The sequence below is a fragment of the Curtobacterium sp. MCJR17_055 genome (assembly GCF_003224335.1).
Taxonomy (GTDB): domain Bacteria; phylum Actinomycetota; class Actinomycetes; order Actinomycetales; family Microbacteriaceae; genus Curtobacterium.
The window spans coordinates 39705-63578 of record NZ_QKLF01000007.1 but is presented as its reverse complement, the minus strand read 5'-3'; the positions used below and the strand labels follow the sequence as shown (position 1 = coordinate 63578).

General features: G+C 72.3%; 26 protein-coding genes and 1 tRNA gene. 18 read left to right on the top strand and 9 right to left on the bottom strand.

The genetic code is table 11. The annotated features are described in order from the left end of the window. Window positions 1-25: 25 nt before the first annotated feature. The 3 genes from DEJ16_RS15235 to DEJ16_RS15225 are packed head-to-tail and all read right to left on the bottom strand — an operon-like array spanning window position 26 to window position 3807. On the bottom strand, window positions 26-1723 hold the full coding sequence (locus DEJ16_RS15235) for a DNA repair helicase XPB (protein ID WP_110824089.1): 1698 nt from the start codon (window positions 1721-1723) through the stop codon (window positions 26-28). A 58-nt stretch (window positions 1724-1781) separates the two neighbouring features. After that, the gene (locus DEJ16_RS15230) at window positions 1782-3566 is read right to left on the bottom strand and encodes a helicase-associated domain-containing protein (protein WP_110824088.1); all 1785 of its coding nucleotides are present in this window, start codon (window positions 3564-3566) and stop codon (window positions 1782-1784) included. Window positions 3567-3594: 28 nt separating this feature from the next. Further along, window positions 3595-3807 carry a hypothetical protein gene (locus DEJ16_RS15225; protein WP_110824087.1) on the bottom strand — a complete coding sequence of 71 codons (213 nt, stop codon included), beginning with the start codon at window positions 3805-3807 and terminating at the stop codon, window positions 3595-3597. A gap of 143 nt (window positions 3808-3950) precedes the next feature. Here DEJ16_RS15225 and DEJ16_RS15220 point away from each other — a divergent pair, with 143 nt between their 5' ends. Beyond that, window positions 3951-4328: a cold-shock protein gene (locus tag DEJ16_RS15220; RefSeq protein ID WP_110824086.1), complete on the top strand. Its 378-nt coding sequence runs from the start codon at window positions 3951-3953 to the stop codon at window positions 4326-4328. Between the two features lie 2 nt (window positions 4329-4330). Continuing rightward, window positions 4331-4942: a DUF3027 domain-containing protein gene (locus DEJ16_RS15215; RefSeq protein ID WP_110824085.1), complete on the top strand. Its 612-nt coding sequence runs from the start codon at window positions 4331-4333 to the stop codon at window positions 4940-4942. 91 nt (window positions 4943-5033) lie between these two features. Here the strand turns inward: DEJ16_RS15215 and serC are convergent, their stop codons facing one another. Continuing rightward, complete coding sequence (gene serC, locus DEJ16_RS15210; protein ID WP_110824084.1) at window positions 5034-6152, bottom strand: phosphoserine transaminase; 1119 nt, start codon at window positions 6150-6152, stop codon at window positions 5034-5036. A gap of 173 nt (window positions 6153-6325) precedes the next feature. Between serC and DEJ16_RS15205 the strand changes: the two genes are divergently transcribed. The 7 genes from DEJ16_RS15205 (at window position 6326) to DEJ16_RS15180 (ending at window position 10953) form a co-directional block, all read left to right on the top strand. Continuing rightward, window positions 6326-7021, top strand: coding sequence for a metal-dependent transcriptional regulator (locus DEJ16_RS15205; protein ID WP_110824083.1), 696 nt, complete (start codon window positions 6326-6328; stop codon window positions 7019-7021). A 52-nt stretch (window positions 7022-7073) separates the two neighbouring features. Further along, window positions 7074-7211 (top strand): hypothetical protein, encoded by a 138-nt coding sequence (locus DEJ16_RS15850; protein WP_181419630.1) that lies wholly within the window; start codon window positions 7074-7076, stop codon window positions 7209-7211. A gap of 101 nt (window positions 7212-7312) precedes the next feature. Next, complete coding sequence (locus tag DEJ16_RS15200; RefSeq protein WP_110824082.1) at window positions 7313-7780, top strand: hypothetical protein; 468 nt, start codon at window positions 7313-7315, stop codon at window positions 7778-7780. Between the two features lie 140 nt (window positions 7781-7920). Continuing rightward, the gene (locus DEJ16_RS15195; RefSeq protein WP_146232907.1) at window positions 7921-8319 is read left to right on the top strand and encodes a hypothetical protein; all 399 of its coding nucleotides are present in this window, start codon (window positions 7921-7923) and stop codon (window positions 8317-8319) included. A gap of 502 nt (window positions 8320-8821) precedes the next feature. Further along, window positions 8822-9868, top strand: a complete 1047-nt coding sequence (locus DEJ16_RS16085) for a C40 family peptidase (RefSeq protein ID WP_110824080.1) — start codon at window positions 8822-8824, stop codon at window positions 9866-9868. Window positions 9869-10301: 433 nt separating this feature from the next. Beyond that, on the top strand, window positions 10302-10796 hold the full coding sequence (locus DEJ16_RS15185; protein WP_110824428.1) for an HNH endonuclease: 495 nt from the start codon (window positions 10302-10304) through the stop codon (window positions 10794-10796). 85 nt (window positions 10797-10881) lie between these two features. Next, window positions 10882-10953: transfer RNA gene (locus DEJ16_RS15180), tRNA-Arg, on the top strand. A 922-nt stretch (window positions 10954-11875) separates the two neighbouring features. Here the strand turns inward: DEJ16_RS15180 and DEJ16_RS15175 are convergent. Continuing rightward, window positions 11876-12799, bottom strand: a complete 924-nt coding sequence (locus DEJ16_RS15175; protein WP_258366023.1) for a DMT family transporter — start codon at window positions 12797-12799, stop codon at window positions 11876-11878. A gap of 115 nt (window positions 12800-12914) precedes the next feature. Here DEJ16_RS15175 and nadE point away from each other — a divergent pair, with 115 nt between their 5' ends. Further along, window positions 12915-13736 carry an ammonia-dependent NAD(+) synthetase gene (gene nadE / locus DEJ16_RS15170; protein ID WP_110824078.1) on the top strand — a complete coding sequence of 274 codons (822 nt, stop codon included), beginning with the start codon at window positions 12915-12917 and terminating at the stop codon, window positions 13734-13736. Window positions 13737-13815: 79 nt separating this feature from the next. On the opposite strand, the gene DEJ16_RS15165 is transcribed toward nadE, so the two are convergent. The 3 genes from DEJ16_RS15165 to DEJ16_RS15155 form a co-directional block, all read right to left on the bottom strand. Next, window positions 13816-14235 carry a hypothetical protein gene (locus DEJ16_RS15165; protein WP_110824077.1) on the bottom strand — a complete coding sequence of 140 codons (420 nt, stop codon included), beginning with the start codon at window positions 14233-14235 and terminating at the stop codon, window positions 13816-13818. 128 nt (window positions 14236-14363) lie between these two features. After that, window positions 14364-14642: a GlsB/YeaQ/YmgE family stress response membrane protein gene (locus DEJ16_RS15160; RefSeq protein WP_110824076.1), complete on the bottom strand. Its 279-nt coding sequence runs from the start codon at window positions 14640-14642 to the stop codon at window positions 14364-14366. 117 nt (window positions 14643-14759) lie between these two features. After that, window positions 14760-15023: a glutaredoxin domain-containing protein gene (locus DEJ16_RS15155; protein WP_110824075.1), complete on the bottom strand. Its 264-nt coding sequence runs from the start codon at window positions 15021-15023 to the stop codon at window positions 14760-14762. Window positions 15024-15098: 75 nt separating this feature from the next. Here DEJ16_RS15155 and DEJ16_RS15150 point away from each other — a divergent pair, with 75 nt between their 5' ends. The 8 genes from DEJ16_RS15150 (at window position 15099) to DEJ16_RS15115 (ending at window position 22732) form a co-directional block, all read left to right on the top strand. After that, window positions 15099-16103 (top strand): PrsW family intramembrane metalloprotease, encoded by a 1005-nt coding sequence (locus DEJ16_RS15150; protein WP_258366022.1) that lies wholly within the window; start codon window positions 15099-15101, stop codon window positions 16101-16103. A gap of 94 nt (window positions 16104-16197) precedes the next feature. Beyond that, entirely contained in the window at window positions 16198-17937 is a 1740-nt protein-coding gene (locus DEJ16_RS15145; RefSeq protein WP_110824073.1) for an adenosylhomocysteinase, read from the top strand. A gap of 62 nt (window positions 17938-17999) precedes the next feature. Continuing rightward, window positions 18000-19331: an amidohydrolase family protein gene (locus DEJ16_RS15140; RefSeq protein WP_110824427.1), complete on the top strand. Its 1332-nt coding sequence runs from the start codon at window positions 18000-18002 to the stop codon at window positions 19329-19331. Next, window positions 19328-19825, top strand: coding sequence for a cupin domain-containing protein (locus DEJ16_RS15135; RefSeq protein ID WP_258366021.1), 498 nt, complete (start codon window positions 19328-19330; stop codon window positions 19823-19825). The genes DEJ16_RS15140 and DEJ16_RS15135 overlap by 4 nt, the downstream gene beginning before the upstream one ends. Window positions 19826-19911: 86 nt before the next feature. Beyond that, entirely contained in the window at window positions 19912-20154 is a 243-nt protein-coding gene (locus DEJ16_RS15130; protein ID WP_110824072.1) for a hypothetical protein, read from the top strand. 106 nt (window positions 20155-20260) lie between these two features. Then, window positions 20261-21085, top strand: a complete 825-nt coding sequence (locus tag DEJ16_RS15125) for an ABC transporter substrate-binding protein (RefSeq protein ID WP_110824071.1) — start codon at window positions 20261-20263, stop codon at window positions 21083-21085. A gap of 7 nt (window positions 21086-21092) precedes the next feature. Beyond that, window positions 21093-21989 carry an amino acid ABC transporter permease gene (locus DEJ16_RS15120; RefSeq protein ID WP_110824070.1) on the top strand — a complete coding sequence of 299 codons (897 nt, stop codon included), beginning with the start codon at window positions 21093-21095 and terminating at the stop codon, window positions 21987-21989. Further along, window positions 21986-22732 (top strand): amino acid ABC transporter ATP-binding protein, encoded by a 747-nt coding sequence (locus DEJ16_RS15115; protein ID WP_110824069.1) that lies wholly within the window; start codon window positions 21986-21988, stop codon window positions 22730-22732. The genes DEJ16_RS15120 and DEJ16_RS15115 overlap by 4 nt, the downstream gene beginning before the upstream one ends. Window positions 22733-22770: 38 nt before the next feature. Here DEJ16_RS15115 and DEJ16_RS15110 read toward each other — a convergent pair whose 3' ends face one another. Next, entirely contained in the window at window positions 22771-23748 is a 978-nt protein-coding gene (locus DEJ16_RS15110; RefSeq protein ID WP_110824068.1) for an NAD(P)H-quinone oxidoreductase, read from the bottom strand. Window positions 23749-23874: the final 126 nt, after the last annotated feature.

The following is a 23874-nucleotide window of genomic DNA, read 5'->3' as shown; positions in this document are numbered from 1 at the left end:
CCAGAGATGGTCTGGAGTCCGGGTGCTAGGCCACGGCCGGGGCGATCTGGTCCGCGTCGAGGATCGTGTACGAGTACCCCTGCTCCGCGAGGAACCGCTGCCGGTTCTGCGCGAAGTCCTGGTCGACCGTGTCCCGCGTGACGAGCGTGTAGAACGACGCCGGGACGCCGTCCTTGTTCGGGCGGAGGAGGCGGCCGAGCCGCTGTGCTTCTTCTTGGCGGGACCCGAACGAGCCCGACACCTGGATCGCCACGGTCGCGTCCGGCAGGTCGACCGAGAAGTTCGCGACCTTGGACACCACGAGCACGTCGATCGAGCCCTCGCGGAACGCCTGGTACAACCGCTCCCGTTCCTCGACCGGCGTCGCGCCCGTGATCTCGGCGGCGTCCAGGGAGGCCGCGAGCTCGTCGAGCTGGTCGATGTACTGGCCGATCACCAGGATCTGCTCACCGTGGTGCTTCTCGATGAGGTCCCGCACGACCGGGGTCTTGGCCGGTGAGGTCGCCGCGAGCCGGTACCGCTCGTCGTCGCTCGACGCCGCGTACTCCAGCCGGTCTTCGTGTGCGAGGTCGATCCGGACCTCGTAGCACTCGGCGGGGGAGATGTAGCCCTGGGCCTCGATCTCCTTCCACGGTGCGTCGTAGCGCTTCGGCCCGATCAGGGAGAACACGTCCCCTTCGCGGCCGTCCTCGCGCACGAGCGTCGCGGTGAGCCCGAGGCGACGACGTGCCTGGAGGTCTGCGGTCAGCTTGAACACCGGGGCGGGGAGCAGGTGCACCTCGTCGTAGACCACGAGCCCCCAGTCGAGGGCGTCGAGCAGCGACAGGTGCGTGTACGCGCCCTTCCGTCGGGCGGTGAGGATCTGGTAGGTCGCGATCGTGACCGGCCGGATCTCCTTGACGCTGCCGGAGTACTCTCCGATCTCGTCCTCGGTGAGGGTCGTCCGCTTGAGCAGCTCGGTCCGCCACTGCCGGGCGGAGACGGTGTTCGTGACGAGGATGAGTGTCGTCGCCTTCACGGTCGCCATCGCTCCGGCACCGACCAGCGTCTTGCCGGCACCACAGGGCAGCACGACGACGCCGGACCCCTGCTGGAAGAAGCTGTCCACGGCGTCGTGCTGGTACGGCCGGAGGTCCCAGTCCGAGGTGTCGAGGTCGATGTCGTGCGGCTGACCGGGCGTGTAACCGGCGAGGTCCTCGGCGGGCCACCCGATCTTCACGAGCTCCTGCTTGACCTGCCCGCGGGCCCAGGCCTGCAGCTCGACGGCCGTGTCCGAGCGGCGCTCACCGAGGAGCGGCTGGATGCGCTTGGACCGGGTGACCTCGGCCAGGAGCGCGGGGTCCGACGCGGTCAGCACGAGAGCGGGCTGCTGCTCGAGCTCCTCGGTCGGGGAGTTCGCGATGACGGGGGCGTCCTCGCGCTCCTCGCGCCGGATCACCAGACGGCCGTACCGGGAGACGGTGTCCTCGATGTCGACCGTGACGCTCTGCGGCACCGGGAACTTGGCGAACCGTTCGAGGGTGTCGACCATGGACGCGGCGTCGTGTCCGGCCGCCCGGGCGTTCCAGAGGCCGAGCCGCGTGATGCGGTACGTGTGCACGTGCTCGGGTGCCCGCTCGAGCTCGGCGAACACCGCGAGCGCGTGGCGGGCGTCCTCGGCGTCGGGGTGCGCGACCTCGAGCAGCACGGTGCGGTCACTCTGCACGATCAGCGGTCCGTTCATGACGGGTCAGCCTAGGCGGCGCAGCTGGTGCGTCGCCCGGTTGTCCACAGGACGGCCGTCAGGCATCGCTCTCGATCGTGACCACGAGGGAGAGCGGGAGGGTCCGCTCGACGTCGACCGCGGTGTCCTTCCCCCGCACCCGACCGGCCGCGACCGACGTCGGGACGATCGAGAACGGCTTCTCCGACCCGTCCGGCATCCGGACGGTCACGCGGATCGGGGTCCGGCCGCGCACGGCCATGTCGATCTGGCGGGCCATCCACTCCTGCTCCGGCTCCGCGTCGCCGCGTTCCGTCGTCAGTCGCAGTCGCTCCACCAGGGCGCGGGCCGCCTGCTCCGGTGAGCGGCTCGGCGTCCGCCGTCGGACGGGAGGCCCGGATCGCGTCTCCGGGCGGGCGTCGGCTGCGAGCACGGCCGGGTAGCGCTGGTCCTCGAGTGCACTGGCCACGACGTGCGGCGGGTACTTCGTCACGAGGGTCGTGAGGTCGGGTCGCTCCCACGCCAGCTGCCGGAGCTCGGCGTCGACCCCGACGAGGTCGAGCTGCTCGGGCGTCCCGTGCACGACCGACCCGAGGTCGCCCTCGCCACGACCGACGACGACACTGCCGTCCCGGGTCGCGACCTGGTCGATGAGGTACGTGAGGGGCTGCGGGACGTCCGTGGCGCCGAGCCGGGTGAAGAGCGCCACGACCTCGTCGCGGGTCCGTCCGGCCCGGAGCGCCCGGCGGAGCGAGTCCTCGGACACCCGGTACCGAGCGGCGAGCCCCGGTGCCTCGAGATCGGCGACGGCACGGAGGTCGTCGTCGTCGGCGGGCGACAGCGGACCCGGCGCGATGACCGTCAGGTCCGGCTGGAGGTACACGCCGTCGACCGTCCCCGGCAGGTCGGCGACGGCCGCGGCCAGGGCGGCGTCGCGGTCGTCGCCGAGCAGTGCGTGCCCGGTGGACGTCAGGCGCCCGGCCACCGCGAGCCCGAGGACACCCGCGGCGCCGGCCGCGTCGAGCAGGGCCGCGTCGAGCCAGCGCGAGCCGGCCGGGTACGCCCACCGGCCCAGCGTCACGAGGTCGGTGAGGTCGTCGTCCGCGAGCGTGAGGACCTCGACCACGGCGGGGGCGAGGGCGTCGCGCCAGTCGTGCACGAGCGATGCCCACCGCTCCGGCCACGTGGCGTGCAGCCAGGTCCGGCCGCGGTCCGAGACCGTCCAGGACCCGTCCACGGGGTGGGCGGCACCGATCCGGTCGAGCAGGGCGAGGCGGTCCGCGACCACGGCGGCGTCGGCCCCCGTGCGTTCGGCGAGCTGTCGGGCGAGGGGCGCTCCGATCCCGCCCTTCGCGAGCTCGCGGACGGCGCCGTCGTCGGCCGCGCGGAGGAGCTCCGCGAGCACCGTGAGCGTCTCGAACGCGTGCTCCGCTCCGGTCGCGCGGGCGCGGGCGTCGTCGGTGCCGCCGTCGGCACCCTGCTGGGCGGCGGCTGCGGGGCGGACCGGAGCCGGGCCTCCCGGGCCGTCGGGGACGAGGTCCGGGCGGGCCGCGAGCCGGGAGGTGACCGCGTCGTCGACGGCGCCGTCACGGCCGACGAGCCCGAGTGCGACGGCCGGCGCGAGGTCCTCGGCGGGGCCCCCGTCGCGGAGTGCGACGAGCGTGCGGCGCGGGAGCCGTTCGACGGCGGCGTCCACCGCGTCGTCGGTGCGGAGCGCCTCGGCGAGGTCGAAGAAGTCCGCGATGTGCTGCGGTCCGGACTCGCCGAGCGCGGCGGTGGGGAGGGCGCGCGCGAGCACGAGCTGCTCGAGTGCGTCGTCGGGGAGCTCGCGCAGGCGTGCGGCGAGGTCCGTCGTGGTCGTCATCGTCCTCGGCTGGCGTCCGTGGCGGACGTCAGCGGGCCTCTGCGCGGTGCTGCCGGGCCTTGCGGGTCCAGGTGAGGGCCAGGAGCGCCAGCATGAGGACGAAGGCGACCGGAGGGCCGAAGTAGACGACGCCGAGGGCGACCGGCCAGATGCCGTCCCCGGGGATCTGCTTCATCGTCAGCCACCCGGTGATCATGACGATGAAGCTCGCCAGGATGAGGAGGACGATCCCACCGACCATGAACGCGAGTGTGCGTTCGGTACGATTGGACGTCGCCGGGGGTTCCGCAGCAGTGCGGGGGTCCCCGGTGGATCGGGTCGGCTTGGCCATCGGCCCAGGATATCCGACGCACCGCGGCCGTCCATGTATCGAGGAGTCCCAGCATGCCCACCGGCAAGGTCAAGTTCTACGACGACCAGAAGGGCTTCGGCTTCATCACCGGAGACGACGGCGACCAGGTCTTCCTGCACGCCTCCTCCCTGCCCGACGGTGTGGCCACGGTGAAGGCCGGCACCAAGCTCGAGTACGGCGTGGTGCAGGGCAAGAAGGGTTCGCAGGCGCTGACCGTGCGGATCCTCGAAGCGCCGGCGTCGCTCTCCAAGATGACCCGTCGCTCCGCCGACGACATGGCCGTCATCGTCGAGGACCTGGTGAAGGAACTCGACCGCATCAGCGGTGACCTCAAGCGGGGCCGCTACCCGAAGAACGGTGAGCGGATCGCCACCATCCTGCGACACGTCGCCGACCAGTTGGACGCGTGAACATGACCACCGACCTCACCGAGCTCGCCCGCGGCGCACTGCTCGAGATCACCCCCGAAGCCACCGTCGGGAGCCCCGTCGGCACCGTCGAGGAGGGCGACGGCGTCGTCTCCGTCCTCTTCGCCAACCGCATGCCGGGGTACCCGGGGTGGCGCTGGACCGTCAGCATCGCCCAGGTCGAGGGTGACGAGCCCACCGTGCTCGAGGTCGAACTGATGCCGGGTGACGGCTCGTTGCTCGCGCCGGAGTGGGTGCCGTGGTCGGAGCGACTGGCCGAGTACCGGGCCGCGCAGGACGACGAGGAGTCGGACGAGGACGAGGAGTCGGACGAGGACGAGGACGACTTCGACGACGATGCGGACGAGGACGACGACGAGTCGGACGACGATGACGAGTCCGACGACGACGACGAGTCCGACGACGACGACGAGTCGGACGACGACTCGGATGACGACGACGACGAGGAGTCGGACGATGACGAGCCCGTCGCCCCGCCCGCCCGCACCCGTGGTCGTCGCCGCACCCGCCGCGTCCGTCCCGTCGACCCGGACGACGACCTGGACCTGGACCAGCTCGACGCCGGCGAGACCGACCCCGGCTTCCACCGGTCCTGACCCGTCGGTCCACCTCACGCAACGAGGGCGGTGTCGCGCAACGGAACACCGTTGCGTGACACCGCCCTCGTTGCGTCTCGCGGCGGCGGGGTCAGCTCGCCAGGGCAGCCACCACGTGGTCGATCGCCCGCGAGAGCTTGCTGACGTCGTCGGGGTCGATCGCCGTGAAGGTCGCGACACGGAGCTGGTTCCGGCCGAGCTTCCGGTACGGCTCCGTGTCGACGATGCCGTTCTGCCGGAGCGTCGCGGCCACGGCCTTGGCGTCGATCGAGTCGTCGAGGTCGATCGTCACGACGACCTGCGACCGGTGCGCCGGGTCGGTGACGAACGGCGTCGCGTAGTCGGAGGCCTCGGCCCAGTCGTAGAGCGTCGAGGACGACGTCTTCGTGCGGCCGTCGGCCCACGCCAGACCACCGGACTGGTTGATCCACCGCACCTGGTCGTCGAGGAGCAGCAGGGTCGTGATCGCCGGGGTGTTCAGCGTCTGGTCCAACCGGGAGTTGTCCACGGCGTTCTTCAGCGACAGGAACTCCGGGATGTAGCGGTCGGACGCGGCGATCCGCTCGACACGCTCGATCGCCGCGGGGGAGAACAGCGCGAGCCAGAGCCCGCCGTCCGAAGCGAAGTTCTTCTGCGGGGCGAAGTAGTAGACGTCGGTCTGGTCGACGTCGAACGCGGCACCACCGGCAGCGCTCGTGGCGTCGACGACGGTCAGTGCGCCGGGGTCGCCCGCGGCCCGCACGACCGGGGTCATGACGCCGGTCGAGGTCTCGTTGTGCGGGTAGGCGTAGACGTCGACACCCTCGACGATCTCGAGTTCGGCGCGGGACCCGCCCGGGGCCTCCACGACGTGCGGTGCCTCGAGCCACGGGGCGGCGGCGGCCTTGGCGAACTTCGACCCGAACTCACCGAAGGACAGGTTCTCCGCCCGGCGCTCGATGAGACCGAAGGCGGCGGCGTCCCAGAACGCGGTCGACCCGCCGTTGCCGAGCACGACCTCGTAGCCGTCCGGCACCTGGAACAGGTCGGCGAGGCCCTGCCGGACGGAGCCGACCAGGTCCTTGACGGGCTTCTGGCGGTGCGAGGTCCCGAGGACGGTCGCTCCGCGGGTGACGAGGGTCTCGAGCTGCGCTCCGCGGATCTTCGACGGACCACATCCGAAGCGGCCGTCGGTGGGGAGGAGGTCGGCTGGGATGACGATGTCTGCCATGGGCCGATCCTACCGACGGCCCTGCGGTCGCCCCCATGGACCGGCCGGACGGGGCGGGGCCGGGACGGGCCTCCCGGCCGGCGTCCGCGCAGAGCGCACGGTGTCGGTCCCGGTGCGTCGGCGCCAGCAAGTAGTGTGGGTCGGGCTGGGTCCACATCAGGAGAGGCGGAGGCGTGACCGATCTCGTCGACACCACGGAGATGTACCTCCGCACCATCCTCGACCTCGAAGAAGAGGGCATCGTCCCGCTGCGCGCCCGGATCTCGGAGCGCCTCGGGCACTCGGGCCCCACGGTCTCGCAGACCATCGCCCGCATGGAGCGGGACGGCCTCGTCGTCGTCTCGGGCGACCGGCACCTCGAACTCACCGACACCGGTCGGTCCCGCGCCACGCACGTGATGCGCAAGCACCGTCTGGCCGAGCGGCTCCTGGCCGACGTGATCGGCCTCGACTGGGCCTTCGTCCACGACGAGGCCTGTCGGTGGGAGCACGTGATGAGCGAGCAGGTGGAGGTCCGCCTGCTCGAGATGCTCGGGAACCCGACGGAGTCCCCGTACGGCAACCCGATCCCCGGCCTCGCGGAAATCGGGGGACCCACGGCGGCCGGCTTCCTCGACGGGGTGCGCAACATCGTGGTGGCCACCGACGACACCGACGCGATCGCGACCGGCGTCATCCGCCGTCTGGGCGAGCCGGTGCAGTTCGAGCCGGAGCTGCTGCACCAGCTCCGCGCCGCCGGGGTCATGCCCGGACGCACGGCCAGCGTGCAGCGCGCGGGCGCCTACGTGGCGGTCCGCGTCGACGGCGAGGACGCCGGGATCGAGCTGCCGACCGAGGTCGCGCAGCACGTCTACATCAGCACCGACTGACGTCTCCTCGCCCGCCGCACCCAGGGGCAGGAACGGTCTGCCCTGTCCGGGCGTGCCCGTCCGTTCCCTGGACGCCCGTCGGACGCGGGTCATCGTCGGCGAGGACGTGCCGACGGCAGGACCGGACGGGCGGCGGGTGAAGGACGTGGTGGGCTCGCTCGAGATCAGCGGCAGGGACGACGTGCTCTGAGCGCCGTGCTCCGGCGATCGGAGCGGCGGTCCTGCTCACCGGCACACCGGTGAGCAGGACTGCGTCGCGGGGGAACTGCAACGCCGACCGGGGGAGGCACAGTGACGGACATCGAGTTCGACGCAGGCGACGCGAAGGCGGTCGCACTGGGGTCCGCCGGCCTGTCGAACGCGGTCGACTCGGCCGGCAAGGTGCACGCCGAGCACGTCTACGTCGGCCAGGCACGGAACGTCCTCCCCGACGAGGCCGGACAGGGCGACCACCTCGCAGCGCTGGGACGCACGGCACCCGGGCACCACGTGGATCCGTTCCGAGAGGCCTTCGGTGCGACGGTCTTCGGGACGGACTCGAACCCCGCCGACGCGGCGGACCGGAAGCCGGTCCTCGACCACGACCCGCTCACCGGTGACAGGTCCGGCTACCTGGACGCCGACACCGAGTCCGTGTACAACGTGGGGCGGGTCACGACGGGGCACGAGGACGATGCGACCGCGTACCACCCGGAACCACCGACGAAGCGAGACCAGGACCTGATCGACGGGAAGCCCTGGTGGATGGCGGGACGATGACGACGACGACCACCGCACGATGGACCACGGCGAGGCGTGCCGTCGCGGGCGTCCTCGTCATGACGGCCACCACCACCGTGCTCGCAGGCTGTGTCCTGCGGGGACCCGACACCGCAGCACCAGGACGAACGGAGCCGACCGTGGACGCCGACACCGCGAAGCAGCAGATGATCGAAGCCGTCGACGACGCCACCGAGCGACTCGGTGGGGAGTGGAAGGCGCGCACCGGCCCGGACTACCCGGAAGACTGCGAACTCGAGGACGGCACGGGAGGGGCGCAGTGGCGCTACCTGACCGGGAGCACGCTCGAGGGGTCGCCCGACGAGGACGCCACGCGCATGGAGGAGCACTGGAAGTCCCAGGGGATGCAGGTAGTCCGCCGCGAGTCGAGCGACGGTCCGGCGGTCATCGGCAGCGGTGGCGGGAAGATCGCGTCGATCAGCGCGTACGCGTACCCCGGGAACTACACCGTGCAGGCGGTCTCGCTGTGCTTCCCCGGCAACGCCGACGACATCGCCGAGGACCTCTCCGGCGAGTGACCTGTCGCCCGCCGGCACAGCCCGGGCCAGGCGCCGCGTCGGGGTGCATCGGAGCCCGCACTCCGGGGTACCTGCATCCCGTCCTCGTTCGCTGCGATCGCTCGGTGCAGGTGCCGGGCGTCACAGCACGAGGGTCCGTTGATGGACCGGGATCGCCGCGGTGAGCTCGCGCCTGGGTCCTCGTGGTGGGCGAACCATAGGGGGTACGGCCGCGGGGGACAAGACCTGAGTGGACGTACAAGAAGCAGCAGGCCATCGTGGTGACCAAATCATACGCTCTGACCAGGGGTTCTTCCCCTATCCGTTACCAGGTCACGGTTTCGTCTCGACATGTCCGCGGTGCGCCCGTACACTCGTCGAGTCCCGCGAGCAGCGATCTCGGGACCCGTGGCAGGACGTCTCGTGACCCGTCTCCTGCCTCGATCGGAAACGATGACGAACGGATGGGGTTGCACGCGACCGTCCTCGACCGGGCGCGTGTCACGAGGCGCCGGAGACCCACTTGACCTACACCGGAACCGCCGCGGACGACCCGACCGCGAACCCGACGACCACCGGTGACACCGTCGCAGCTCCCCTGACCCGCAGGGCAGCACGCGAAGCAGCCGAGCGTGCCGCACGTCGCCCGCTCGCCCGCACGGCGTCCGCCCCGACCGCACCCCGCACGAGCGCAGCCCGTCCGGCAGCCGCCCGGACGCCCGCCACCCGCGCTGCCGCGACCCGTGACGGCCGCGCCCTCGGCGTCACCCGCGCGGCCGCTCCGTCAGCGTCGTCCCGGAAGCGCCGGTTCATGGCTCCCGTCGTCCTGGCCGTCGCGGCGGGGATGTTCGGCACGATGGCCGTCCCGGCCGCCTTCGCGACCACCTCCACGTCGCAGGCCGGAGCCGCGCAGACCGACGCGGCCTCCGACCTCACGGTGCAGGCGCAGCAGTTCGACGTGTCCGCCGCGGCCGGCGCAGCCGACACCTCGCGCGACGGCTTCAGCGCCACCTCGACCGCGACCCTCGAGGCGCAGGCCGCCGCGAAGGCAGCGGCGAAGGCCGCCGCCGAGCTCGAGGCCGCTCGTGCCGCGAAGGCAGCGGAGTACGCCTACGACGGCAAGACGGCCGAGGACTACCTCGCCGACGACTCGACCGGAGCGGCCACGACCGCCTCGGCCGCGGACGCCGCCGCGACGAGTGCGGCCCCCGCCGCGGGGACCCCGTTCTCGCTGCCGGCCGTCGTCGCCACGGCGAAGCAGTACATCGGGACGCCCTACGTGTTCGGTGGCGCCACCCCCGCCGGGTTCGACTGCTCGGGCTACGTCATGTACGTCTACGCGCAGCACGGCATCAGCCTCGCCCACTCGGTCACGCTGCAGGACCAGGTCGGCACCACGATCCCCGAGTCGGAAGCGCAGCCGGGCGACGTGGTCGTCTTCAACGACGACTCGCACGACGGCTTCTACATGGGCAACGGCATGATCATGGACGCCCCGAAGCCCGGCGGCTCCGTCTCGATCCGCCCGATCTGGTCGAGCAATTACCACATCGTCCGCTTCGGGATCTGACACCCCGGACGACACCCTGCGGGCGCGCATGTGAACAGCGTCCGAACCGGCCCCGCACCCCTCGTGCGGGGCCGGTTTCTGGGTTAGCCTGCACGCATCGGATCGCCTCGACCCGAACGGGAGACCACATGTCGACGTCACGCACGACCCGCACCATGGGTCGGCGCGCGCATGTCGACATACGGACGACCACAGCCTGCGAGCCGCAACTCGCGCGCGACTGACCGGAGCACCGCCCTGACGGGTGGTGCTCTTCGTGTATCCGGCCCGCCACGACGGTGGGACCGCCCCGCTCCGGCAGGACGGCCCGCTCCGACCGGGTGGGCCGGCCGGACCCGCCCTCGGGCCCGGAGGCCGTGACCACCCGCTCGACGCCGACCGACCCGGTGCCCGCACCGCCTGGAAGCCGTCCAGGCACGTCGGAAGGGAACCCATGCGCACTCTCGTCCTCAACGCCGGTTACGAGCCCCTCGCGGTGATCTCGTTCCGTCGAGCCCTGGTCCTCGTCATGAACCAGAAGGCCTCCGTCGTCGCCGCCGACACCCTGCACCCCGTCACCGGTGCCGCCGTCAGCTACGACCGTCCGTCCGTCATCATCCTGACCCGGTACGTGCGCATCCCGCAGTCCCGGCTGATCCCGGTGTCCCGGCGCGGTGTGCTCCGCCGAGACGCCAACCGGTGCGCCTACTGCGGCCGGAACGCGACCACGATCGACCACGTCCAGCCGAAGTCCCGTGGCGGTCGAGACTCGTGGGAGAACCTCGTCGCCTGCTGCCTCGCCTGCAACAACGTCAAGGGCGACCGCACCCCGCGCGAGATGGGGTGGACGCTGCGGTTCCCGCCGAAGGCCCCGCACGGTTCGGCCTGGGTCGTCCGCGGCATCGAGCGGCCGCAGCCGGACTGGGACGAGTACCTGGTCGCCGCGTAGGCGGGGCCGGACGGGAGGCCCCGGGTGCGCCCGCCCCACGCCTCTCGTCCGGCGCGTCCCGGCTCCCGCTAGAGTGGTCGGGCCGGCCTCTGTAGCTCAATGGAAGAGCAGTTCCGTCCTAAGGAAAGGGTTGGGGGTTCGAGTCCCTCCAGGGGCACCTCGGTGGTCCGTCCGGTCCCGTCCTCAGGAAAGGGTTGGGGGTTCGAGTCCCTCCAGGGGCACCTCGGTGGTCCGTCCGGTCCCGTCCTCAGGAAAGGGTTGAGGGTTCGAGTCCCTCCAGGGGCACCTCGGTGGTCCGTCCGGTCCCGTCCTCAGGAAAGGGTTGAGGGTTCGAGTCCCTCCAGGGGCACCTCGGTGGTCCGTCCGGTCCCGTCCTCAGGAAAGGGTTGAGGGTTCGAGTCCCTCCAGGGGCACCTCGGTGGTCCGTCCGGTCCCGTCCTCAGGAAAGGGTTGAGGGTTCGAGTCCCTCCAGGGGCACCTCGGTGGTCCGTCCGGTCCCGTCCTCAGGAAAGGGTTGAGGGTTCGAGTCCCTCCAGGGGCACCTCGGTGGTCCGTCCGGTCCCGTCCTCAGGAAAGGGTTGAGGGTTCGAGTCCCTCCAGGGGCACCTCGGTGGTCCGTCCGGTCCCGTCCTCAGGAAAGGGTTGGGGGTTCGAGTCCCTCCAGGGGCACCTCGGTGGTCCGTCCGGTCCCGTCCTCAGGAAAGGGTTGAGGGTTCGAGTCCCTCCAGGGGCACCTCGGTGGTCCGTCCGGTCCCGTCCTCAGGAACGGGTTGAGGGTTCGCGTCCCTCCAGGGGCACCTCGGTGGTCCGTCCGGTCCCGTCCTCAGGAAAGGGTTGAGGGTTCGAGTCCCTCCAGGGGCACCTCGGTGGTCCGTCCGGTCCCGTCCTCAGGAAAGGGTTGAGGGTTCGAGTCCCTCCAGGGGCACCTCGGTGGTCCGTCCGGTCCCGTCCTCAGGAAAGGGTTGAGGGTTCGAGTCCCTCCAGGGGCACTTCGGTGGTCCGTCCGGTCCCGTCCTCAGGAACGGGTTGGGGGTTCGAGTCCCTCCAGGGGCACCTCGGTGGTCCGTCCGGTCCCGTCCTCAGGAACGCGAACCAGCCCGGGTGTTCGTCGGCGCGACCGCCAGGACGACGAGCACGATCGCGATCACGCCCAGTCCGGCCCACCCGACCGCGGTGAGCCGCTCGCCGACCACCAGCACCGCGAGCACGGCAGCGACCGCCGGTTCGGTGAGGGTGACGGTGGTGGCGGTGCTCGCCGGGATCCTCGCGAGGCCGTACCCGAACAGCAGGTACCCGAGGAACATCGGCACGATCGCCATGTACACGCCGACCGCGGCGTTCTGCGGCGACGCGAGCAGGGGCGCTCCGGTGACGGCGAGCACCGGCATGAGGAGCAGCCCACCGCCGCCGAACACGGCGCCCATCGCGGCCGCGCGGGGGACGCCGTCGACCATGAGCCGACGTGACGCCCACGAGTAGACCGCGTACGTGGCCCCGGCCACGAGACCGAGCACGACCCCGAGGACCGTTGACCCGGGCGACCCGACGCCGGCCGAGTCCGCCGACCCCGCCAGGCTGGACAGGCAGAGCAGCACGCTCCCGACGACACCGAGCGCCGCGGCGAGCACCCACCACCGGCTGAGCGGCCGCCGGTCGACGACCCGCTCCAGGACCCCGGACGCCAGGGGAGCGGACGCCAACGACACCACGGAGCCGACGGCCACCCCGGCGGTGTGCATCGAGCTGTAGAACGCGAGCGGGTACACCGCGACGGCGACCGCGCCGACGAGGACGAGTGCGCGGCTCCGCACGAGCAATGGAGCAGCCGCTCGGAGGGCCCGCGCGCCGACGACCGCCTGCAGGATCCCGCCGACGCCGAGCGCCGCGGCACCGATCGCGAGCGGGCCGACGTCGGGCGCGAAGGTCGCGGCGGTGCCGGTGGTGCCCCAGAGCAAGGCGGTGACGGTGACGGCGAGCAGTCCGGCGCGGCGCTCGTCCCTCACGATCGACCTCCGTCGTCTCCGGTGCAGGTGCGGCTCCGACCGGTGTGGCCGCCACTCTAGTGAGCACCTCCACGGTGTCCGTGCGCCCGGCGCGGCTCGGGCGGATACTGGGTGCGTGCGAGAACTCCAAGCCGCCATCGCCGCGGACCTCAACGTCCAGCCGACCATCGACCCGGAGCAGGAGATCGCCCGACGCGTGGGCTTCCTGCGTGACTACCTGCTGACCACCGGCGCGAACGGCTACGTCCTCGCCGTCAGCGGCGGACAGGACTCCACGCTCGCCGGCCGCCTGACGCAGCTCGCGGTCGAGTCGCTCCGCTCCGAGGGGCACGCCGCCGAGTTCGTCACCGTGCGGATGCCCTACCGGGTGCAGGCCGACGAGGACGACGCGCAGCTCGCCCTGCAGTTCATCGCCGCGGACCCCGGCATCGTCGTGAACATCGAGCACGGGGTGGACGGCGTGGTGCAGGACACCGCGGAGGCCGGCGTCGCCCTGAGCGACTTCGTGAAGGGCAACGTGAAGGCCCGCATGCGCATGGTCGCGCAGTACGCCGTCGCCGGGCAGCGCGGGCTCCTGGTCGTCGGCACCGACCACGCGGCCGAGGCCGTGACCGGCTTCTTCACGAAGTACGGCGACGGCGGCGTCGACCTCACGCCGCTGACCGGTCTGACGAAGAGCCAGGGGCGCCAGCTGCTCGAGCACCTCGGTGCGCCGGCCCGCCTGTACGAGAAGGCGCCGACCGCGGACCTGCTCGACGACCTGCCCGGCCAGACCGACGAGGCGAACCTCGGCCTCACCTACGCCGAGCTCGACGCCTACCTGCAGGGACACGACGTCCCGGTCGAGGTCGCCGAGGCGATCGAGGCGCGGTACCGCGCGACCGAGCACAAGCGCCAGGTACCCGCGTCGCCGTTCGACGAGTGGTGGCGTCGCTGACGTCACTCCGGGGCCCGGGGACACACGGGAGGCCCGTCACCAGCTGGTGACGGGCCTCCCGTGTGTCCGTGGTCCGGAGTCAGGCGGAGTGGCGGCCGTCCTGGTCGTCGCGCCCGATGTCCTGTCGCCCGATGTCCTGTCGCCCGATGTCGTGGGGCCCGGCGTCCTCGCGCTCCTCGGTGAGGCGCTCCTGCCAGACGATGCTCCGCGCGGCGCCCTCGAGGACGTCGTCGACGCTGTTGCCGGCCCGGGCGGCGAGCGCGCCACTGAGCCCGGCGGTCAGGGTCCCGCCGGCCTGCGCGAGCCGCTCCACGACCTCCTCCTGGCGCTCGGTCAGGGGGACGTCCACGAGTTCGTCGACGGTCTCGCGGATGTTCGCCTCGCTTGCGTCCATCGCGGCTTCGTCGCCGGACTGCAGCGCGGCGGCCTCACCGACCACGACGAGGCCGAGCCGTGCTGCGTCCTGCTCCGGGCGACGGGTGTCGTTCGCATCAGTCATGTCGTGGACCGTACGCCGGCCGCCTGCGCGCGTTCCGGACTTCCGGGGCACAGGACGACGGGAGGCCCGGTACCAGCTGGTACCGGGCCTCCCGTCGTGTGGTCAGCGCGTCAGCGCAGGGTGCGCCGTCAGCGGCGGTTGGCACCCCGACCCGCGAAGCGCGTGTAGAGGAACAGCACGATGACGGCACCGATGATCGACCCGATGATGCCGGCCGGCTGGAAGAAGCCGTCCTGCGGGTCGTGCTGGAAGATCAGGAACCCGAGCAGACCACCGACGAACGAGCCGACGATCCCGAGGACGATGGTCATCAGGATGGACATGTGCTGCTTGCCGGGGATGATGAGGCGGGCGAGGGCGCCGGCGATGAGCCCGACGATGATGAGGCTGATGATGAGACCGATCACGGTGTCCTCCTTGTTCTGCGGCCGGTCCGAGGCCTCGGCGGTGCACCGAGCTCAGGGCCGACGCCCGAGTGAACACGCCTCCGGCTCAGCACGTTCCCAGGTTCGTCGGACGGACGGTCAGACCACGCCCGACGACTCCAGCTCCGCCTGCAGCTCGGCGTCGGACGGCTCGACGAAGTGCTTGCCGTCCGGCAGCACCACGACGGGGATGTTCTTCCGGCCACTGATCGCCTGCGCGCGGTCGGCGGCGGACAGGTCGGCCTCGACGTCCACGTACTCGTAGTCCACGCCCAGTCGGTCCAGCAGCGCCTTGGAGCGGCGGCAGTCGCGGCACCAGTCCGCGCCGAACACGGTGACCTTGTCGAACGTCTCATCGGTCATGCGGGGGACTACGCGAACCGCGTCATCCGTATTCCCGGAGACCCTCGGCATGCGGCGCGGAGCACGATGAGGCACATGACGCTCGAGACCGCGCACGTCGGCGCCCACCCCCACCACCGGCACGGCTGGTGGTGGAAGACCCTCCTCAGCGGGTTCCTGCTGTGGGTCGTGACGATCATCGTCACCGTCGCCACGCAGAACACGAACCTGGTGCCGACCATCATCCTGCTCGGCAGCTTCCTCGTGCCCTTCACCGTGGTGCTGTTCGTCATCGAACGCGTCACCGGCACGGTGAGCACGATGCAGCTGGTCACGGCGTTCTTCGTCGGCGGGGTCCTCGGGGTGCTCGGGGCGTCCCTGCTCGAGTCCGACCTGCGCCCCGGGGCGACCCTGTACCTGCTCGTCGGCTTCGCCGAGGAACTCGTGAAGGGCCTGCTGCTGGTCGTGGTCGGCTGGCGGGTCCGACCGAAGACGGCACGGCAGGGCGCACTGCTCGGGGCGACGGTGGGTGCCGGGTTCTCGGCGTTCGAGTCGGCCGGGTACGCGTTCAACGCGGCGATCACCACCCGCGGCATCGACCTCGTGTCGCTCCTGCAGACCGAGGTGGCCCGCGCCGTGCTCTCGCCGGTGGGGCACGTGCTGTGGACGGCGATCCTCGGGGCGGTGCTCTTCGGGGCGGCGCACGGTCGTCCCCGGTTCCGGTGGACGTGGTCGGTGCTGGTCGCCTACGTCGTGGTGTCGGTGCTGCACGGGCTGTGGGACTCGAACTCGACGATCTCGACCCTGCTCGCGTTCGTGATCACCGGGACGCCGTTCTCGGCGGCGCAGGACGGGACCGTGCCCCCCGCGCTCGCCGGTGTCGTGACGACGCTGTACGTCGCCGGCCTCGCCGTCGTGAGCGTGATCGGCGTCGCCGTCCTGGTCGGGGTGCTCCTGCACCACCGACGGCTGACGCGACGGATCGAGGCGCAGCAGGTGCCGGCCGTCGGTTCGTGGCAGGTCCCCGCCGGACCGTGGGGTGTCCCCGACGACGGTGCCGAGCAGGTCTGGCACCGGACGCCGCCGCCGCACGTGCTCTGACCGTGCGGGCCCGGCGCGCCCGTGCGCCACGGCCAGCCTCGACCGCCGGCACCGCCGGCACCGCCGGGCCACCGGCCCGCCCTACGATGTCCCCATGCCGCGCGCCGACCCGACCCGCGCCGACCCCGCAACGTCGGCCTGGGCGTCCGCCGCGGTCCGGCACACCGCCCGCGTGACGAACACACTCCTCGCCGCCCGGCGCTTCCGCGTCGTCGGCGGTGATCCCCGGGACGCCGCCGCCCTGCACGCATCGCTCGTCGGGCTCGGAGCCCGACCCGCGGACGCCGGTGACGGCGCGGCCGTCGACCAGCTCTGGTGTCTCGGCACGCCCGAACAGAGCGCCGCCGCCGTGGAGGACGCCACCGCGGACCGTCCCCGCGGCGCGCTGCTGCTCGTGGTCGATGCCGGCCGCCACGTCCCCGCCGTCGACGAGGACGCCTTCGGCCCGACCGTGCTCGCCCGCCCCGGCGTCCTCGGCGTGCCGACGCTCTCCGACGACGTGTTCCTCGTGTCGACCGGCCGCGAGCCCGAGGGCGACCCTGCCGCCGAGGCCCGCATCCGCTGGGCCCGCCGCTCCATGCCGGTGTCCCGTGCCGTCGCCGACGAGCTCCGGCAGGGCGGCCTGCTCCGGGGCACCCGCGTCGGGGTGAGCCTGTTCCTCGAGCCGAAGACCGCCGTGCTGTCCCTCCTGCTGCAGGACGCCGGCGCCGAGGTGGTCGTCTACGCACATGCGGACGAGACGGACGACGCCGTCGCCGCGGTCCTCCGCCGGGCCGGCGTCCCCGTGCACGCGAGCAGCACCGCGACCGTGGCGGAACAGCGCGCGCTCGCGCTCGCGATGCTCGACACCCGGCCGCACGTGCTCGTCGACGACGGGTCGCACGTCATCCGGCTCGTGCACCAGGAGCGCCCCGACCTGCTGCCGACGATGCTCGGAGCCGCCGAGGAGACCACGAGCGGCCTCCGCCCGCTGCGCGTGATGGCGGCCCGCGGCCAGCTCGGGATCCCGGTCGTCGCGGTGAACGACGCCCGCACCAAGACGTTCTTCGACAACCGGTACGGCACGGGGCAGTCGACGGTGTTCGCGACACTCGACCTGGTCGACGCGCTCGACCCCGGCGTCCGGCCCGACCTGACGGGAGGCCGGGTGGTCGTCGCCGGGTTCGGTCACGTGGGGGAGGGGGTCGCCCTGGTCCTCCGGGCGCTCGGGTTCTGGGTCACCGTCGCCGACACCGACCCGGTCCGGGCGCTGCAGGCCGTGTTCGCCGGGTACGAGGTCGCTCCCCTCGTCGACGCCGTCCGCACCGCCGACCTGGTGGTGAGCGCGACCGGGGTGGCGGACACGGTCAGCCTGACGGTGCTCCGTGCGTGCGCTCCCGGAGCGGTCCTGTCGGTCGCGGGCGGGGTGGACCAGGAGATCGCGGTCGAGGACGCCGTCGCAGCGGGGGCCGAGCGGACGACGGTGGGTCGACGGGTCGAGCGCCTCACGCTCCCGGACGGTCCCGGCGTGCTGCTGCTCGACGGCGGCGGGTGCATCAACATCACCGCGGCCGAGGGCAACCCGATCGAGGTGATGGACCTGTCCTTCGCGGCGCAGCTCGGTGCCGTGCGGATGCTCGTCGAGCGGGGCGACGAGCTGGACCGCGCCGTCGTGCCGATCGACCCCGAGGTGGACGAGGCGACCGCCCGCGTGGCGCTCGCCGCGTTCGGGGCGCGGGGCGGGCCTCCCGGCGGTGGTACCGACGTGGGCGGCACGTCCGCCGCGACGCTCGCCGCGCAGCCCGTGGACCGCGAGCCGGACGTCCGGACCCGACGGTTCGGGGACCCGACGTGACGGGCCGGCGGCCGGCGGCACCCGGGCAGACGACGGTGCACTCCGCGCGGATCGTCGTGCCGATGACCGCGCCGCCGATCGCGGACGGCGCCGTCGCGGTGCGCGACGGCCGGATCCTGCACGTCGGCGAACGCTCCTGGGTGGTGGACCAGCTCGACGGCACCCCCGTGACCGAGCGGCGGTGGCGGGGTGCGCTCCTCCCGGGGCTCGTCAACGCGCACACGCACCTGCAGTACACGGGCATGGCCGGTGTCGGGCGCGGCCGGTACGCCGGATTCGAGGACTGGGCCGCCGCGTTCAACGCCGTCTACGCGCAGCCACACGACTGGCGGGCCGAGGCCGCGGCCGGTGCGGCACAGTCGGTGGCGGCCGGGGTGACGAGCATCGCCGACGTGGTGACCGACATCGATGCGGTGACCGCGCTCGAGGACGCCGGTCTCGGCGGCATCGCCTACTGGGAGGTGATGGACTGGGAGAACGCCGCCTGGCAGGAGCACGGGCGCGACCAGGTCCTCGCCGAACTCGAGCGGGTGCCCACCACCCCCGGCGCCGGGCTCTCCCCGCACGCCCCGTACTCGCTCGACGTCGCGCCGCTGCTCGAACTGCCCGACATCGTCCGGCAGCGCGGACTCCGGCTGCACCTGCACCTCGGCGAAGCCGCGTTCGAGGGTGAGCGCACCGCGATCGAACCGATCCCCGGCTTCGCGGGCGTCGTCGGCGTCGGCCACGGTGCGGACTGGCACCTGGCGAACGTGCCGTCCTTCCGGGCCATGCGCGCGCTCGGGTTCGGCGCGAGTGCGACCTCGTTCGTGGACCGCCTCGGCGTGCTCGGGCCGGACTGCCACATCGCGCACGGCGTCTACATGACCGCCGCCGACCGGGCCCTGCTCCGCGCGCGCGGCACCGCGGTCGCGCTCTGCCCGCGCTCGAACGCCGTCATCGGGCTCGACCCGCCGCCGGTCGCCGACTACCTGCGCGAGGGCAGCCCGATCGCCGTGGGCACCGACTCGCTGTCGTCCTCGCCGTCGCTCGACCCGATGGCGGACGTCACCGCACTGCACCGCATCGCCCGCGCACAGGGCTACAGCGGACGCGACCTGCACGAGCGGCTGCTCGCGGCGGCGACCCTCGGTGGCGCCCACGCGATGGGACTCGCGGTCGGACCGGACCGGATCGGACACCTGGCCGTCGGAGCCCGCGCCGACCTCGCGGTGTTCGACGTCGACGCCCGGACCGTGCCGGACGCGCTCGCCGAACTCGTGGAGGACGGAGCCGGGCGTGCGGTGGCGACCGTCGTCCGCGGGGTGGTCCGGACCACCGATGCTGCTGCCCGTGTCCCCCTGACCCCGTCCGCCGCAGGCGCGGCACCCACCCCGAGCAAGGAGTCCCGATGACCGACACCGCACCCCGCCCCGGCATGGCCGCTCGCCGCACCGTCGCCGGCGACGTCGTCGAGTGGCTCGACGTCCCGCAGCGCGCTGCCGCGCTCGGCATGGAGCCGCACCCCGAGGGTGGTTGGTACGTCCGCACGTGGACGTCGCCGGCGACCGTGACCACGCCCGCCGGTGAGCGCCCCGCCGCGACGCTCATCCACTTCCTCCTGCCGCCGGGCGAGGCCTCCGCGTGGCACCGCGTGACGAGCGACGAGATCTGGATGTGGCACGGGCCGGACGCCGTCGAGCTCGAACTCGGTGGGTCCGGCGACCAGCCGGAGCCCGGCGCACGCATCACCCTCGGCCCGGACGCCGGCCGTGACCGCGTGAACGACGCACAGGCGTTCGTCCGCGGAGGCGTGTGGCAGCGGACGCTCCCGGGTGACGGCGAGGTGCTCCTCAGCTGCCTGGTGTCGCCCGGGTTCTCGTTCGACGACTTCACGATGCTCGACTGATGTACTGTACTTGACCCCGTGAAGGAGGCGGTCCTACGTTGGCATCGCTGGCCGTCCGGCCAGGATCACAACGGGAGGAACCGCCCATGGCACGACTTCGAACCGGTGCTGCAGCCGTCGCTGCTGCGGCGCTGATCGCCGCCGTCGGCCTGCTGCTCCGGCTCCCGGTCGCACTCCCGGTGAGCGCGTCGTCGGTCGCGGTCAGCGTTGCCGTCATGACCAGCCCGCCGGCGTCCGACCGTTGGGTCGCGGGGCTCGCGGCGAGTGCGGCGATGTTCCTGGCGATCACCTACACCGGCGCGGCGATCAACGAGCGTCGGCGTCGCTGACACCAGCCGAGCGTCGGCAGGGCAGGAACCGCGTCGACCGGTCGTTGGTATCCCACGGCCCAGTACACTCGGGTCCTGCCCTGTTCCCCCTGACGAAGGCCAGACCGTGACCCGTCCCCTCCGCCTGACCATCGCCGTCGCGACCACCGCCGTCGCCGCGCTCGCCCTCGCCGCATGCTCCGCAGGGGGCAGCAGCGACAACGCCGACGGCACCGTCACCGACGGCAAGCTCACGATCGCCACCGGCGACCCGGCGTACTCGCCCTGGGTCGAGGACAACCAGCCCGAGTCCGGCAAGGGCTTCGAGTCCGCCGTGGCCTACGCCGTCGCGGAGGAGATGGGCTACGCGAAGAGCGACGTCGTGTGGGAGCGCAGCACCTTCGACAGCGCGATCGCCCCTGGTGCGAAGGACTGGGACCTCAACATCCAGCAGTTCTCGATCGACGCCAAGCGCAAGAAGGCCGTCGACATGTCGACGCCGTACTACACGACCACGCAGGCCGTCGTGACGACCACCGGGTCGGAGGCCGCCGGTGACACGACCATCGCCGCGCTGAAGCAGGACACGATCGGCGTCGCCGCCGGGTCGACGAGCATCCAGAGCGTCAAGTCCGTGCTCGGCGTCACCCCGCAGGTGTTCAACTCGAACGACGACGCCGTGCTCGCGCTCAAGTCGGCCCAGATCGACGCGATCGTCACCGACCTGCCGACCGCCTTCTACATGTCCGCCGCCCAGCTCGACGACGGCACCGTGTCGGCGCAGTTCCCGTCCGACGACGCAGGCGACCAGTTCGGCTTCGTCCTGCCGAAGGACTCGGCGTTGACGAGCAAGGTCGACGACGCCCTCGAGTCGCTCGAGGAGGACGGCACGCTCGAGCAGCTGCAGACGAAGTGGCTCTCCTCCGAGACGAACACCCCGGTCCTGAAGTGACGCGGGCATGACCCTGCCCGCCGGTGCGGGCGGTCCGGCGGGCGTGGGCGCGCCCGTCGCCGCCCCGGCACCCAGCCAGGTCGAACGCGAGCGGCAGCTCTACCGCCAGCAGCGCGGCCGCCGTTCCGTCGTGGTGTCCGTCGTCTCGACGCTCGTGGTCGTCGCGCTCGTCTGGGTCGGCGTGGTCAACACCCCCGGGTGGGCCGCGGTGCAGCGGTCGTTCTTCGACCCGCAGGTGGCGTGGGAGACCCTGCCCGACATCCTGCTCGGGCTCTGGCTGAACGTCCGGATCCTGTTCGCCGCCAGCATCGGCGTCGCCGTGCTCGGCACCCTGCTCGCGGTCGTCCGCGGCCTGCGGAGCCCGGTGTTCTTCCCGCTCCGGATGCTCGCGACCGGGTACACGGACCTGTTCCGCGGCCTGCCGCTCATCATCGTGCTGTACCTGGTCGGGTTCGGCCTGCCCGGGCTCGGGGTCTTCCCGCGGCTGGCGCCCGAGTTCTGGGGCACCATCGCGATCGTGCTGACCTACTCGTCGTACGTCGCCGAAGTGCTCCGCGCCGGCATGGAGGCGGTGCACCCGTCCCAGCGCCTGGCCGCCCGGTCGCTCGGCCTGTCCCACGCGCAGACGCTGCGGCTCGTCGTGCTGCCGCAGGCGATCCGCAAGGTCACGCCGGCGCTCATGAACGACTTCGTGTCGATGCAGAAGGACGTCGGGCTCGTCTCGATCCTCGGCGCCGTCGACGCCGTCCGCAGCGCCCAGATCGCGCAGGCTGAGCAGACGAACTTCACGCCCTACCTGGTCGCCGGCCTGCTCTTCGTCCTCATCAGCCTGCCGCTCATCCGGGTCACGGATGCCGTCGCCCGGAAGCAGCAGCAGCGTGAACAGATCGGAGGCACGGTGTGACCGAGCAGACCGCTCCCGTCCTCGAACTGCGTGGGTTGCGCAAGTCCTTCGGCGACCGACCTGTCCTGCGCGGGATCGACCTGACCGTGCACCGACACGAGGTGATCTGCGTCATCGGGGCGTCCGGCTCCGGCAAGTCGACGTTGCTCAAGACCGTGAACCTGCTCGAGGGCATCGACGACGGGCAGGTCCTCCTCCAGGGCCAGGACGTCTCGGACCCCCGCGTCGACGTCGACGCCACCCGCGCACGGATCGGCGTCGTCTTCCAGCAGTTCAACCTGTTCCCGCACATGAGCGTCCTCGACAACGTGACCCTCGCATCGCGCAAGGTGCACCGGGCCTCCCGTGCGGACGCCGAGGCGACGGCTCGCCGCCTGCTCGACCGGATCGGGCTCGGCGACTTCGCCGTTTCGTACCCGGACCGTCTGTCGGGTGGGCAGCAGCAGCGCGTCGCGATCGTCCGGGCCGTCGCGTCGGACCCGGAGCTGCTCCTGCTCGACGAGGTGACGAGCGCCCTCGACCCGCAGCTCGTCGGCGAGGTGCTCGACCTCGTCACCGAGCTCAAGCAGCAGGGGTCGACGATCCTCATGACGACGCACGAGATGCACTTCGCCCGGAACGTCGCCGACCGGATCGTCTTCCTGCACGAGGGCGAGGTCGTCGAGCAGGGCGCTCCCGCGGCCGTCCTCGACGCCCCGCAGCACCCGGCGCTCCGGGCGTTCCTGGCGCGCGTGCACGCGTAGCGGCGGCACGGCCGTCGACGGTGTGACCGCCGCCGCCGCTACACGGCGAGCAGCAGCTTCCCGACGACGTCGCCGGACGCCAGACGCCGGTGCGCCTCGGCCGCGTCGGCGAGGGGCAGCACGGTGTCCACGACCGGACGGACACGGCCGTCCTCGACGAACGGCCACACGTCCCGCCGCACGGCAGCGACGATCTCGGCCTTCTCGGCAGCCGGTCGTGCCCGCAGGGTCGTGCCGCTGACCGAGGCGCGCTTCCGCATGAGCTGGCCGATCGGCAGGGTCGCGTCCGGCCCGGACCCGGCGGCGATGATCGCGAGGTGCCCGTTCGGCGCGAGGACCTCGAGGTTGCGGTGCAGGTACGACGGACCGACCACGTCGAGGACGACGTCCACGCCGACACCGTCCGTGAAGGCCAGGGCACGCTCGACGAAGTCCTCCTCGCGGTGGTCGACGACCAGGTCCGCGCCGAGCTCGCGGGAGGCCGCGACCTTCCGCGCGCCACCGCTCGTCGCGACCACCCGGGCGCCGAGGGCCTTCGCCCAGAGCACTGCGTGCGATCCCATGCCCCCGGTCCCACCGTGGACGAGCAGGGTCTGCCCCGGCCGGAGTCCGGCGAGCATCCCGATGTTCGAGTACACCGTGCAGGCCGCTTCGGGGAGCGCGCCGGCGGACACCAGGTCCAGCCCGTCCGGCACCGGCAGGAGCTGTGCCACCGGCACCACGGCGAGCGACGCGTACCCACCGCCGCTGAGGAGCGCACACACGCGGTCTCCGACGGACCAGCCCGTCACGCCGGTGCCGAGCGCACGGATCGTCCCGGACACCTCGAGCCCGAGCACGTCGGACGCTCCGGGCGGCGGCGGGTAGTTCCCCTGGCGCTGCTGCAGGTCCGCGTTGTTGACGCCGGCCGCCGCGACCTCGACGAGGACCTCGCCCTCGCCGGGCACCGGGTCGGGGAGCTCACCGAGGGACATGACGTCGACGTCGCCGGGCTGGGAGATGGTGATGGCACGCATCCCTCGACCGTACGCGCGTCCCCGGACGGGACGGGGCAGACGGGGCTGGGCGGACGGGGGTGGCCGTCCCGCACTCCCTGAGCATCCGATCAGTACTGTCGGGGCGGAACGGGGCCTCCGGTCGGC